Below are 12,693 nucleotides of genomic sequence, written 5' to 3' on the forward strand. Positions count from 1 at the left end.
TGCGGCCGGAAGCGCCGGCCGCGCGCCGCCGCCGCGATTACTGTCCGAGGTAACGCTCGACGAGGCGCGTCCAGAACGCCGCGCCGATCGGCAGGTTGCGATCGTTGAAGTCGTATTTCGGGTTGTGCACCATGCAGCCGTCCTCGCCTTCGCCGTTGCCGAGCCGCACGAACGAGCCCGGCCGCTGCTGCAGCATGAACGCGAAATCCTCGCTGCCCATCAGCAGGTCGGTCTGCTCGACCACGTGCGCATCGCCGACGAGTTCGCGTGCGACCTGCGCGGCGAAATCCGTTTCGGCATCCGTATTGACGACGACCGGATAGCCTTCGATGTACTCGACGTTCGCGCTCGCGCCGTAGCTCGCGGCCTGCGATTCGGCCAGCTCGGTGATGCGGCGCTTGAGCAGCGCGCGCACTTCCGGGCTGAACGAACGCACGCTGAGTTCGAGGCGCGCGCCGTTCGGAATCACGTTGTTCGCGGTGCCCGCGTGCATCGAGCCGACCGTGACGACCGCCGGCTGCGACGGGTCGACGTTGCGCGCGACGATCGTCTGCAGCGCCATCACGATGCTCGCCGCGACGACGACCGGATCGACCGTCAGGTGCGGCCGCGCCGCGTGGCCGCCGACGCCCTCGATCGTGATGATCGCCTTGTCGCCGGCCGACATGAACGGGCCGCGCCGCGTGAGAAATACGCCCGGCGCCGCGCCCGGATGGTTGTGCATGCCGAACACCGCATCGCACGGGAAGCGCTCGAACAGGCCGTCGTCGATCATCTTCTTCGCGCCACTGTCGACGCCGTGCTCTTCCGCCGGCTGGAAATACAGGTGGACGGTGCCCGAGAAGTTGCGCGTCTTCGCGAGATGCTGCGCGGCGCCGAGCAGCATCGTCGTGTGGCCGTCGTGGCCGCACGCGTGCATCTTGCCGTGCGTGCCGCTCGCATACGGCAGGCCGGTCGCCTCGACGATGGGCAGCGCATCCATGTCCGCGCGAATGCCGATGCTGCGTGTGCCATCGCCCACCCGCAGCGTGCCGACCACGCCCGTCTTGCCGACCCCGCGCGTCACCTGCCAGCCCCATTGCTCGAGCTTGTCCGCGACGAGCGCGGCCGTGTCGTGCTCCTCGTACGCGAGTTCGGGGTGGTGATGGATGTGGTGACGGATCTCGCGCAGCCCGCCGGCGGCGGGCATCAGATCCTCGACTTCGGTGAAGCGGGTATCGGGGGTATCGGTGGTCATCAAGGGGCTCCTGCTGATTGTCAGCGTGTCTCGCACGCGGCGTTTGCATGCGGGAAAGCGAGCCACTATAGCCAGCCGATATCGGTTCAAGAAGATGCGGAATTTTTCACCGTGATAAGTGTTTTTAATCAGGGTTAATACGGAGGTGTCGGGCCGGCTTGTAGCTTTCGCCGCAAACGCTTCATTTCAGTGCCCGACCCGATAGATGCGGCCGCTATGCACACCCTCCACGCTGCGCCGATACGCCATTGCCACACGTGTCGCGGGCACGCCTTCGTAACCGGGAAAGAACGGCCCGAACCGTTCCGCGGATTCGATCAGCATGGTTGGACTGACCGCATTGATTCGGATACCCCGACGAAAATCGCACGCAGCGGCACGCACGAACCCTTCGATTCCGGCATTCGATGCTGCGGCGTGAGCACCCTGCGCGATCGGATCGTCGACGGCGATGCCAGACGTCAGCGTGATCGAGCCGCCATCGCTCAGGTAATGCTGCCCCACCAGCGCGACGCGCACCTGACCGAGCAGCTTGTCCTGCAGGCCTCGATGAAAATCGGCCGCCGTCATCTTTTCGATTGGGGCGAGCACGACATTGCCTGCGGCGACGACGATGGCATCGACGCGCCCGATCTGCCCGAACAGCGAACCGACGCTGTCGTCACGCGTGATGTCGACCTGATGGTCTCCGCGGGTGCGGCCAACACGAATGATTTCGTGCTTGCCATCACGCGCAAGCTCATCTGCCACGGCACGACCGACGTCCCCGCCGGCACCGATTACGACGATCTTCATCGAACACTCCTTTTCGCGTTCAGGTTGGAACGTCGCCATTCTTCACCGAACCGGGAACCCCATAAATATGCTCTAATTTCCGACACTCCTAACCTACAGTTCGCAATATGGACAGACTGCGTGCCATGGAAACCTTCGTTGCCGTCGTCGAAGGCGGCAACTTCACCGAGGCAGCGCGGCGGCTGGAAATCTCGGCGGTCATGGTCGGCAAATATGTGCGCGAACTGGAGGAGCGTCTCGCTGCGCGCCTGCTCGAGCGCACTACCCGGCGCCAGAACCTGACCGATGCCGGTCGCGTGTTCTACGAAGACGCCAAGCGTGCGCTCGAACACATGCGCATCGCCGAAACGTCGGTCGAACGGCTACGCGCGTCGCCCTCCGGTACGTTGCGAATCAGCGCGCCGATCACCTTCGGCGCCTGTGTCATCGCGCCGCTGGCCGCGACTTTCCGGCAGCGGTATCCGCTCGTGCGTGTCGAGCTGGAATTGAGCAATCGCAACGTCGACCTGATCGACGAGGGTTTCGATCTGGCGATCCGCATCGGCGAACTGGGGATGCCGACCTCGTTGCAAGGCCGTTGACCGGGTATCGGATGGTGATCTGCGCGTCGCCGGGCTATCTCGCTCAGTACGGACGTCCACAGACGCCACAGGGCCTGAGCGCGCATCACTGCCTGTTCCACACGGTGTGGAACAGCCGAAATGGCTGGAAGCTCGGCGACGATGACGGCACGCACTTTTCGGCTGAATCGGGGTTCGCTTGCAACGACGGCAACGGCCTGCGGATGGCCGCGATCGCAGGCGCGGGATTGCTGCTGCAGCCGGAAGTCCTGGTGAGCCACGATCTGGCGAGCGGCGCGCTGGTACAGGTGCTGCAAGGTTACGAGCCGAAGCCGCACCCCGTTCATATCGTGTATCGACAAGACCGGCGCCCGCTGCCGAAGCTCACCCGCTTCGTCGCGCATTTGCTCGAGCATGTGACGGAGCGCGACGCGTCGTAGCGTGCTTTTTCGGCGCCATGTCGATCAGCGCCTTCGCGACCGGTGCGACGTCGTCGTAGGCAGCCGCGCGCCCTGCACCACCCGCTCGATGTGCCATCCGAGGTTCGCGATACGCGCGGCCGCCGCCATCGCAGACGAACTCAGTTCGTACGGGCCTTCAGTTTCGCCACGAGGACATCGCCGAATTCAGGCGCCGACATTGGCTGCTGCCCCGTGATCAGTTCGCGATCGACGACCACGTTGCTGTGCCAGTTCGCCACCGTGTCGACGTGAGCGCCGGCTTCGGCCAACGCGTTCACCGGATAGAACTGCACGTTGCCGCCGAGCCCGCTCGGACCTTCGAGCTGCTGCTCCTCGCCCGTCGAGAAGACAGTCATCCGGTAACCGGCATACGGCCAGCCAGCCGCGAAGGCATTCGCGTTGCCGTCGTTGGCGGCCATCGATGCAACGAAGGCATTCGGGTCGCGCAGCATGGACAGCAACACGATCGGCCCGTGACAGATGATCCCGGTAGGGCGCCCGCTGTCGTGGAAGCTGACCAGGATCTTGCCGAGATTCCGGTCCTTGAGCAGGTCGACCATCGGCGCGTGGCCGCCGGGGATAAACAGGCCGACATAACCGCCGGTCCCCTCCGAGACGACGGAGGCCAGCGTCTTCGGATGCTTCAGTTGCGCGATACCTTGCGCGTATTTCAGTGCATCCGCGCGCGCTGCATCGTCGCCGCCGAAAAACAGCTTGTTGTTCGAGTTCGCGTCCATCACCGGCATGTCGCCGTTCGGATTGGCGATCACCGGCTCGTAGCCAGCCTCGACAAGCTTGCGGTACGGCACGACGAATTCGTTGAGGTAATAACCCGTCGAATATTTCCTGCCGTCGCGCAAATCGAGCGCGTGAGCGCTCGACATGACAACCAGCACCTTGCCGCGCGACTGCGCCGACGCGCCCACCGGCAATGCAAACGCGGTCGCCGTGGCGAGTGCGGCAGCACCGATCTTGAGGATGTTCATCATCAATACCTTCCGAAAAATTGAGTGAGCCGGTTCAAGCGCCGGTCCCGGCATCCACCACGTAGCGCGGAGCGGCCTTGGCGTTGGCGAATTGGGGCGTGAGTGCGCGGCGCGCCGCTTCCCATTGCGTCCAGCCGTCGCCGTCGTGCAGCGTCGGGATCGTCACGAGCTCGCCCTGATCGAGGCCCGCAAGCGCGGCATCCACCAAGTCGTCGGCCGTCATCGTGCTGGCGGCCTCCTTCTGCTTCGCATAGCCGGCCACATCCCAGAACTCGGTCGCCGTCGCTGCAGGCAGCACGGTCTGCACGCGCACGCCCTTGTCCGCCAGGTCGCGCTGAAGGGCGTGACCGAAGCTCAGAACGTACGACTTCGACGCGCTGTACACGCCATTGAGCAGTTCAACCGCAATACCAACGACCGAGCTGATGTTGATGATGGTTCCCGTGCCCTTGCTGGCGAACACCGGTGCGACGGCGTAAGTCAGACGGGTGAGCGCGGTGATGTTCAGATTGATCATCGATTCCATCGTGTCGACGTCACCGTTGAGAATCGACGCGACCGAGCCGATTCCCGCGTTGTTCACCAGCATCGTGATGGTGCTGTTCTCACGCAGGATGCCTTCGATCTTCGCGAGCGCGACCTTGTCGTTCATATCGGCGGCGACGGTCTCGACCGAGCGGCCGGTTTCGGCCCTGAGGCGGCGCGCGAGCGCGCTCAGACGGTCCTGGTTACGCGCCACCAGGACGAGGTCGTAGCCGCGTTTCGCGAGGCGGTCTGCGTAAATGGCACCGATGCCAGCCGATGCGCCGGTGATCAGCGCGGTGCCTTGCGTGGAAGTGGTCATGATTTTTCCTTTCCGTGAATCGAACCGACCGGGTGTCGGTTCGTGGAACGAATTCTGGCTTCGACCGAATCCATCCTCAATGTCATATATGCAATGATTTATGCCATCCGCATGCTGACCGGAAACCTTGCGGATTCGTCCTTTGGAACAGGCGCCCGATTACCCAAAATCGGTTCTGTAGTGGGTTCCGCCCGGCGTCTTGCTTCCCGAAGGCGGCCGCGCGCAAGGCCATCTGATGACACGCCGCCGCAGCCCGTGACGATGTCCGTTTTATGCTAGATTCAATTGATCGGGACACGCACATGGCGGACGTCATGCACACGGTAGGGCTCGTTGTTTACCCAAATTTCCAGTCGCTCGCGCTCGCGGTGGCGAGCGTGTTCGAGTACGCGAATCTGCTCCGCGGCGAGGAGGTGTACCAGTTCCGGATCGTGTCCGAGCACGGCGGCGCGGTCATGTCGTCGCAGGGTTTTTCGGTCAACACCGAACCGCTGGCCAAAGCGGGATATGACACGCTGATCGTCGCCGGCGACAACGAATGCCGGCTTCCATCGGCGACGCTGGTGGACTTCCTGCATCGCGCGCCCTTCCACTCTCGGCGTATTGCGTCGATATGCACGGGAGCCTTCGTCCTCGCGGCCGCCGGGCTCCTCGACGGGAAACGGGCGACGACGCACTGGTATCACGCGCGGGACTTCAAGAAACAATATCCGAACGTGCAGCTCGACGAAGATCGCATCTTCGTCGTGGACGGTCAGGTCTGGACTTCGGCCGGCATGAGCGCCGGATCTTGCCCTAGCGATCGTCGAAAGCGACTTCGGGCTGGAAACGGCGCGCATGGTCGCGCGCAAGCTCGTGCTGTACCAACGGCGCGGCGGCGGCCAGTCGCAATTCTCGACCTTGCTGGAACTGAACGCGCGATCGGACCGCGTGCAAATGGCGCTGACCTACGCGAGCGAAAACCTGGCGAGCGATCTGTCGGTGGAGCGCCTGGCAGAGGCGGCACGTTTGAGCCCGCGCCAATTCAGCCGCGTGTTCCGGGAGGAGACGGGGCAATCCCCCGCGAAGGCGGTTGAGCGGCTGCGCGTCGAAGCCGCCCGCCTGATGATGGAAACGACGCGCCATCCGATCGAAATCATTGCGAGAGAAACCGGATTCGGCGACCGCGAGCGCATGCGCCAGGCATTTCTGCGCGCGTTTGGGCAACCCCCGCAGACCATCCAGCGCGCCTCCGGGGTTGCGCCGCTCATGAAGCAGGGCTTGTTGAACCAATAGGCGGGCAGGTACGCGCAGTCTTGCTTGCCAAAACCGTAAGCGCTCGCTTCGCCCATCGAGAATGACGAGTGGGTTTCCGTCATTGAAGCGCCAGGGCTGCAAGCAGCCAGCAATCCAGGCGAAAAATCTACTGCTCGCCGGAAGACCACTCCGGGCTATAGCCGCCAAGCGCCGGGTGGTACATTTCATCGCCGGAATGCTGCGTGAATTCGACATTGAGCCGATCCTCGCGCAAGCCGAGAATCTCCACGCAATGCGCGCAAAGTGCCTGCGCCACTTCCATGCGCTGCCCGGGCGGGCGGCCCCGGCGGATATCCAGCATCATCACGGCGACCGGGACAGGCGCTTCGCCGACCTCGGCAATACGCCAGACACCGCCTTGCCCCAGCTCGCGGATCGCGACGCTGATACGCCGAATATCGACCGACATCATCCGCGCATAGGTCTCGCTCATTTTGGCGGCGAGCAATTGCTTGGTTTCCACCGAATAGTGGTCGTTCACGTCCAGTTGCAGATAGGGCATGGTATTCAGGATTCCGGGTGATTGATCGAACGCGTGCGGCATCGGCCTGTCCAGATGCCGCCAGCCGATTCTGGCACCCGGCTCGCCGCCCTCACCATGTCGAATAAGCCACGATTCCGGACACTGGTTCAAAAACGACGCCTGTTCGCAGAGGATTCTCGCGGCATCCTCCCCGCGCTATGCAAATCCGTACAACTTCGCCGGGTTCGTGACGAATATCCGCTGCTGCCAGTCCGGACGCCCGATCCACCCGGCGATCACGTCCAGCAAGCTTGCGTCGTCCGGCTTGTCCGTCTTCTGCGTCGGGTGCGGCCAATCGGTGCCCCACAGCATGCGCTCCGGCGCCATGTCGATCAGCGCCTTCGCGACCGGCGCGACGTCGTCGTAGGCGGGCGCGCCCGTCTTGCTGTCGACGTACGGCCCCGACAACGTGATCCACGTATGGCCCTTTTCCACGAGGCGTTGCGCGGTACGAAACGCGGCCGACGACAGCCCGCCGGGCTGCGGCACATGCGCGATATGGTCGATGACGAGCGGGCAAGGCAGCGCTGCAAGATGCGGCTCCAGCTCCGGCAGCCGCGCGCCCTGCACCACCAGCTCGATGTGCCATCCGAGGTTCGCGACGCGCGCGGCGAGCGGTGCCAGCATGTCGAGCGTCGTCGCGCCCGGATAGCTGAGGTTGAACCGGATCGCACGGATGCCGCCGCGATCGAGCGCCCGAAGTTCGTCGTCGCTCACGGTGCCGTCGACCACGGCGACGCCACGCGCGTCGGCGCCGAACTGCGCGATCGCCGCCAGCGTGCAGCGATTGTCCGTCCCGTACGTCGACGGCGTCACGACCACGTTGCGCTTCACGCCGATCCGCGCCTGCACGCTCCGGTATTGCGCGACGGTCGCATTCGGCGGGCGCAGCGTCGTGCCCGGCGCGACCGGAAACCGGTCGTCGTAGATGTGCATGTGACAGTCGATCGCCCCGTCGGGCAACCGGAACGCCGGCCGTTCGGTGCCGCTCGACCACGTTTCGTCGGCCGCGGCCAGCCTCGGCAATGCAGCCGAAGCCAGCGTCGCGCCGGCGATCCGGAGGAACCCGCGTCTCGCGATGCGCGCCATGATCAGATGGTCCCCGTCTTGCCGACCAGCTTGCCGGCCGCATGATTGCGCGTGAGCAGCAGCAGCGTCGCGACGCTCACGAGCGTGAGGATCGCGAGCGGCATCAAGGCGAGCGCGTAGCTGCCCGTCGCCGCCTTCACCCACCCGTACACGTTCACCATCAGCCCGCCGCCGAGCAGGTTCGCAATCGCGTTGACCGTCGCGAGCCCGGCCGCCACGGTACTGTTGGACAGCATGTCGGTCGCGAGCGCCCAGAACGGGCCCTTGAACGAATACGCACCGACCAGCACCGCACAGAGCATGCAGACCGTGGGCAGCAGCGATCCGCTCAGCGACGTCGCGAACAGGCCCACGCCGATCAGCAGCATCGGCACGACCGTGTGCCAGCGACGTTCGCCGACGCGGTCCGAGCGCCGGCCCCAGTAGACCATCAGGATCGAGGCCACCGCGTACGGCACCGAGTTCAGCAGGCCGGTTTCCATGACGGTCAAGCCGAACGACTTCAGCAACTGCGGCTGCCACACGGACAGCGTGCTGCCTGCCGCGGAAGCACACGTGTCGACGAGCGCGAGGCACAGCACGTAGCGGTTGCGGAACAGCTGCGCAAGCGGCAGCGATGGCACCTTCTTGCGTGTCTTGTGGCCGGCGGCCAGCGCGTTCGAGAGCCACGCGCGCTCGTCGTCGTCGAGCCACCTCGCGTTCTCCGGCTTGTTCGTCAGCATGAACAGGCACGCGATGCCGAGCAGCACCGTGGGAATGCCTTCGAGGATGAACAGCCAGTGCCAGCCGCGCAGGCCCCAGACACCGTCCATCTGCAACAGCAGCGCGGAGATCGGCGAGCCGATGAAGCTCGCGGCCGGAATCGCGACCATGAACGTCGCGACGATCCGCGCCCGGTACTGCGCGGGAATCCAGTACGACAGATAAAGCAGCACGCCCGGGAAGAAGCCGGCCTCGGCCGCGCCCAGCAGGAAACGCAGCACGTAGAACGTCGTCGCGTTGTGCACGAGCGCGGTCGCCGCCGACACGATGCCCCACGTGATCATGATCCGCGCGATCCAGATCCGCGCGCCGTATTTCTGCAGCGCGAGATTGCTCGGCACTTCGAAAAAGAAGTATGAAATGAAGAACAGGCTGCTGCCGAAACCGAAGACCTGCGCCGACATCCCGAGGTCGTGGTTCATCTGCAGCGACGCCATCCCCACGTTGCCCCGGTCGATGAAGGCAAGCAGGTAGCAGATCATCAAGAAGGGAATGAGTCGCCAGACGACCTTTCGTATGGTCCGGCGCTCGATCGCGGACGCTTCCATGAAACCGGCTTGCATGTTGTCTCCGTTTATTGTGCGCCTGAGCGCGTTCCTGTGAACCGTTGCCACGCGATGACCGCCACGACGCCGCACGCCAGCACGGCGGCCATGGCGGCGAAGGTGTGTCGCACGCCGAGCGCCTCCGATGCGCTGCCGACGAGCAGGTAACCGAACGGCATCGTGCCGTTGTAGGCCATGCCGTACATCCCGACGAGCCCGCCGCGCACGTGTTCCGGACACTGCCGCTGAATCGTCGCGTTCGTCGACGTGGCCGCGAACGTGAGGCTGAAGCCGAGCGCATAGAACGCGGGAATCGAACCCGCGGCATCGGTCGTCGCGGCCAGCACGGCCAGCGCGCCGACTGCCGTCCACGGTGCATAGGCGATGAACCGGCGCGACGCGCGCGGCCCGAACGCCGACGACAGCAGCACCGCCGCGCTCAACGAGCCGGCGCCGGCGCACGCGAAGAACACGCCGGTAAAGCGCGCCGCGTCGTGAAAACCCTGGTCCGCGAGCAGCGGCACGAGCGTCTGGTAGCTGCCGGCAAACAAGCCGATGCACGCGAGAATCGGCAGATAGCGGGCCGAGAACGCATCCGACAGCACGTAGCCGACCGCGTCGCGCAGGCCGCTTTCCGTGCGCGACGGGCGGTCCACCGTCGCGGTCCGGATCGACCGCACGCACGCCGCCATGAAGCACAGCGCGAGCGCATAGATCGCAAACGACGTCCTGGGGCCCAGCGTCGGATAGACGAAGCCGGCGATGGTCGGGCCGACCATGCGCCCGACGTTGTAGACCATCGTGTTCATCGCGACCGCGTTGGACGTGTGCGTCGCATCCTGCAGGCTCGTCAGCAGCAGCACCTGCCGCGCCGGCGTTTCCACCGCGCTCGACACGCCGATCGCCAGCGCATGCGCGAGGATCAGCTTCACGCCGAGCAGGCCGAGCAGCGACAACGTGAAGAGGCTGCCCGTCAGCAGCAGCGACGTCGTCAGCACGCAGAGCGTCACGCGGCGCGCGTTGGCCGAGCCGATGCGGGAGCCCGCCACCGGTGCGACGATCAACTGCGGCCCATACAGCAGGAAGTTGAGCAGCGCGAGGATCGCCGCCGAGCCGGACAGGTGATAGATCAGAAGATTCAGCGTGACGTTCTGCGTCCAGCTGCCGAGCACCGACGCGACCTGCCCGCTCAGGTAGCGCCGCAGCGATGCCTCCGTCAGCGCGGGAAACAGCCTGTTCACCCACCCCGCTTGCGTCGCCACGTTCATGACAGCGCCTTCCCGCGCGTTTCGGGCGCGAACAGCACGACCGCGGCCGCGGCGACGAACGCGACGATCGTCGTCGCGAGCCCGAGCACGAAGCCGCCCGACGTCGACGCCAGCGCACCGATGATCAACGGCGCGATGAAGCCGCCGAGCCGGCCGCCGTTGTATGCGAGACCCATGAAGAAGCCGCGCGATGCCGTGTTGCCGATGATCTCCGCGAGGAACGGGCCGGCACCCGCGAAGATCCCGTTCACGCTGAAGCCGGTCAGAAAGATCGCGGTCATCAGCAGCAACGGATTCGCCGACACGATATACACGCCGACGGCCAGCGCGCCGACCAGCAGGTAGGCCAGGAACATCGGCCGCCGGCCGAGCCGGTCGACCCACGCCGAGAACAGCAGGAACCCGGTGATCGCGCCGAACTGCAACGCCAGCACGAACTTCAGGCTATGCACGAAGTCGAGGTGCTTCACCGTGATCAGGAACGTCGGCGTCCACGTGAATACACCCCAATAGAGATACTGCAGAAAGAAGATGAAGCAGAAGGCGGTGAGCAGGCCGCGCACGTTCAGCTTCTCGTGACCGGCGGTATCGGGCTTGCGGGCCTGCGACTTCGCGTGCCGGCGTTCGAGCCAGATCGGCGACTCCGGCGTCTTGCGCGCGACCCAGAACAGAATGAAGAACGGCGAAGCACCGATCAGGAACAGCAAACGCCAGCTGTCGCCGCCCAATCCGCCATGCGTGGCGCCGACGATGCCCGAGATCGCGATCGCGAGAATCGCGCCGATCGGCAAGCCCATCTGCATCAGCGCGCCGCCCTTGCCGCGCCGGCCCGGATGCCAGGTCTCCGCGATGAGCGCCGCGCCGGCGGTCCAGGTTCCGCCCATGCCGAGCGCGCCGAAAAAGCGCAACGTGGCGAACGCGTGCGCATCGGGCGCAAATGCGATCAGGCCGGAAAACAGCGAGTAGATGCCGACGCAGAGCAGCGCGGTGCGCACGCGCCCGATCCGGTCCGACACGAAGCCGAACAGAATGCCGCCGATGATCTGTCCGGCCGCCGTGACGCTCGTGAACATGCCGAGCTGCGCCTTGTTCAGCCCGAACTGCAGCGCGAGCGTCGGCAGCAGCAGCGACAGCAGGAACGAGTCGTAGCTCTCGAACGTCCAGCCGAGCCCCGCGAGCGACAGCGCACGCCACTCGATACCGGTCACGCGCGTGAGCCCTTTTTCCGCGGCGGCGGCTTCCATCTCCTGCGTCGCCACGGTTGCAGTCGTCTTCATGGGTTGTCTCCGGGATTCGCGATGCGATACGTCGAGGCGGCCGTCCGGCTGAACAGCGCGGCCTTTTCATCGGCCGACATCGCGGACGCGAGTCGTTTGAAGGCGTTCCACAGCACGCGATAGCCGAACATCCCCTTGTCGACGGGGAAGTTGCTTTCGAACATGCAGCGATCGACGCCGAAAAGCTCGACGCAGGTGTCGAAATACGGCTGCCACGCGGCCGCCAGTTCCTGCGACGACGGCGGCAACTCACGCGCGGCGAAATCGAAACCGAACACGGTCATGCCCGCGCCGCCGAGCTTCATGCGCGTGTTCGGCAGCACGGCGAGACGCGCGAGTTGCCGTTTCCACTGCGCATGCACTTCGGCACGCCGGCCGGCATGCGGCCCCACCCCGACAGGGCCGCCAAAGTGGTCGATGACGACGATGACGTCCTCGGACGCGCGCGCGAGTTCGTACAGGTCGTCGAGCTGCGTGTGATAGACCCACGCGTCGAGCGACAGTCCGTAGCGGCCGAGCGTCGTCACGCCCTGCCGGAAAGCCTGCTCCGACATCCGGTCGCGCGGCGGCGTCACCGGGCTCGACCGCACGTCGGGGCTCGCATGCCATGCGAGCGGATTGCGGATGCCGCGCAATTGCCCGCCGGACACCTGCAGCATCGTGTCGAGCACCGCCTCGAGTTCCGCGCCGAGCGACAGATCGGCACCGCCGACGATGGCCTCGCAGCATCGCGCGGGGCCGTATGCACCGCTGTCGAACATCGCGGCGACGCCGCTCGCGAATGCCACTTCGCCCACCGGCTTGAACGCCTCCGGCCCGCTTGCGCGCAACATCGATCGACACTGCACATAGACCGTCGACACGACCCGATGCCCGCTGCGCACGTCCGCGCCGAACTCGTCCGCGAGATAGCGCCCGGTCTGGCGGTCCCACAGGTGGTGATGGGCGTCGACGATGGCGAGTTCGGGTTCGAGCACCGGCTCGTCGCGCAATGCGAGCCACTCGGGCCTGACCGGCAGATGGGGCGCGTGAACGGTCTGCATCGCACTC

10 protein-coding genes and 2 pseudogenes are annotated in these 12,693 nt (G+C 65.4%); 2 read left to right on the forward strand and 10 right to left on the reverse strand.

The window, feature by feature from the left end:
• Positions 1 to 37 precede the first annotated feature (37 nt).
• Both SY91_RS25185 and SY91_RS25190 read right to left on the reverse strand, forming a co-directional pair.
• Positions 38 to 1,237 carry a M20 aminoacylase family protein gene (locus tag SY91_RS25185; protein ID WP_006480426.1) on the reverse strand — a complete coding sequence of 400 codons (1,200 nt, stop codon included), beginning with the start codon at positions 1,235 to 1,237 and terminating at the stop codon, positions 38 to 40.
• A gap of 186 nt (positions 1,238 to 1,423) precedes the next feature.
• Entirely contained in the window at positions 1,424 to 2,032 is a 609-nt protein-coding gene (locus SY91_RS25190) for a short chain dehydrogenase (protein WP_023475771.1), read from the reverse strand.
• A gap of 125 nt (positions 2,033 to 2,157) precedes the next feature.
• Between SY91_RS25190 and SY91_RS25195 the strand changes: the two are divergent.
• Positions 2,158 to 3,032, forward strand: a pseudogene (locus SY91_RS25195) (LysR family transcriptional regulator).
• 140 nt (positions 3,033 to 3,172) lie between these two features.
• Here the strand turns inward: SY91_RS25195 and SY91_RS25200 are convergent.
• Together SY91_RS25200 and SY91_RS25205 are read right to left on the reverse strand one after the other, a co-directional pair.
• A complete protein-coding gene (locus tag SY91_RS25200; RefSeq protein WP_229278325.1) occupies positions 3,173 to 4,093 on the reverse strand; it encodes a type 1 glutamine amidotransferase domain-containing protein in 921 nt (306 codons plus the stop codon).
• Positions 4,074 to 4,883, reverse strand: a complete 810-nt coding sequence (locus SY91_RS25205; RefSeq protein WP_023475773.1) for an SDR family NAD(P)-dependent oxidoreductase — start codon at positions 4,881 to 4,883, stop codon at positions 4,074 to 4,076. Before SY91_RS25205 ends, SY91_RS25200 begins: the two co-directional genes overlap by 20 nt.
• A 314-nt stretch (positions 4,884 to 5,197) precedes the next feature.
• Between SY91_RS25205 and SY91_RS25210 the strand changes: the two are divergent.
• Positions 5,198 to 6,158: pseudogene (locus SY91_RS25210) on the forward strand (GlxA family transcriptional regulator).
• Positions 6,159 to 6,285: 127 nt separating this feature from the next.
• On the opposite strand, the gene SY91_RS25215 reads toward SY91_RS25210, so the two are convergent.
• The 6 genes from SY91_RS25215 to SY91_RS25240 form a co-directional block, all read right to left on the reverse strand.
• A complete protein-coding gene (locus SY91_RS25215) occupies positions 6,286 to 6,681 on the reverse strand; it encodes a tautomerase family protein (protein ID WP_034175119.1) in 396 nt (131 codons plus the stop codon).
• 177 nt (positions 6,682 to 6,858) lie between these two features.
• Positions 6,859 to 7,791, reverse strand: coding sequence for an amidohydrolase family protein (locus SY91_RS25220; RefSeq protein WP_023475775.1), 933 nt, complete (start codon positions 7,789 to 7,791; stop codon positions 6,859 to 6,861).
• A gap of 2 nt (positions 7,792 to 7,793) precedes the next feature.
• Positions 7,794 to 9,116, reverse strand: coding sequence for an MFS transporter (locus tag SY91_RS25225; RefSeq protein ID WP_023475776.1), 1,323 nt, complete (start codon positions 9,114 to 9,116; stop codon positions 7,794 to 7,796).
• An 11-nt stretch (positions 9,117 to 9,127) separates the two neighbouring features.
• Complete coding sequence (locus SY91_RS25230) at positions 9,128 to 10,366, reverse strand: MFS transporter (RefSeq protein WP_023475777.1); 1,239 nt, start codon at positions 10,364 to 10,366, stop codon at positions 9,128 to 9,130.
• Positions 10,363 to 11,643 carry an MFS transporter gene (locus SY91_RS25235; protein WP_023475778.1) on the reverse strand — a complete coding sequence of 427 codons (1,281 nt, stop codon included), beginning with the start codon at positions 11,641 to 11,643 and terminating at the stop codon, positions 10,363 to 10,365. Before SY91_RS25235 ends, SY91_RS25230 begins: the two co-directional genes overlap by 4 nt.
• The gene (locus SY91_RS25240) at positions 11,640 to 12,686 is read right to left on the reverse strand and encodes an amidohydrolase family protein (RefSeq protein WP_023475779.1); all 1,047 of its coding nucleotides are present in this window, start codon (positions 12,684 to 12,686) and stop codon (positions 11,640 to 11,642) included. Before SY91_RS25240 ends, SY91_RS25235 begins: the two co-directional genes overlap by 4 nt.
• Positions 12,687 to 12,693: the final 7 nt, after the last annotated feature.

The organism is Burkholderia cenocepacia (assembly GCF_014211915.1).
Lineage (GTDB): Bacteria > Pseudomonadota > Gammaproteobacteria > Burkholderiales > Burkholderiaceae > Burkholderia > Burkholderia orbicola.

What these genes read in the sequence shown, in the direction of transcription:
- SY91_RS25240 (WP_023475779.1), bottom strand. Translation starts at nt 12,686, where the DNA reads ATGCAGACCGTTCACGCGCCCCATCTGCCGGTCAGGCCCGAGTGGCTC.
- SY91_RS25185 (WP_006480426.1), bottom strand. Translation starts at nt 1,237, where the DNA reads ATGACCACCGATACCCCCGATACCCGCTTCACCGAAGTCGAGGATCTG.
- SY91_RS25200 (WP_229278325.1), bottom strand. Translation starts at nt 4,093, where the DNA reads ATGCCGGGACCGGCGCTTGAACCGGCTCACTCAATTTTTCGGAAGGTA.
- SY91_RS25205 (WP_023475773.1), bottom strand. Translation starts at nt 4,883, where the DNA reads ATGACCACTTCCACGCAAGGCACCGCGCTGATCACCGGCGCATCGGCT.
- SY91_RS25235 (WP_023475778.1), bottom strand. Translation starts at nt 11,643, where the DNA reads ATGAAGACGACTGCAACCGTGGCGACGCAGGAGATGGAAGCCGCCGCC.
- SY91_RS25225 (WP_023475776.1), bottom strand. Translation starts at nt 9,116, where the DNA reads ATGCAAGCCGGTTTCATGGAAGCGTCCGCGATCGAGCGCCGGACCATA.
- SY91_RS25220 (WP_023475775.1), bottom strand. Translation starts at nt 7,791, where the DNA reads ATGGCGCGCATCGCGAGACGCGGGTTCCTCCGGATCGCCGGCGCGACG.
- SY91_RS25190 (WP_023475771.1), bottom strand. Translation starts at nt 2,032, where the DNA reads ATGAAGATCGTCGTAATCGGTGCCGGCGGGGACGTCGGTCGTGCCGTG.
- SY91_RS25230 (WP_023475777.1), bottom strand. Translation starts at nt 10,366, where the DNA reads ATGAACGTGGCGACGCAAGCGGGGTGGGTGAACAGGCTGTTTCCCGCG.
- SY91_RS25215 (WP_034175119.1), bottom strand. Translation starts at nt 6,681, where the DNA reads ATGCCCTATCTGCAACTGGACGTGAACGACCACTATTCGGTGGAAACC.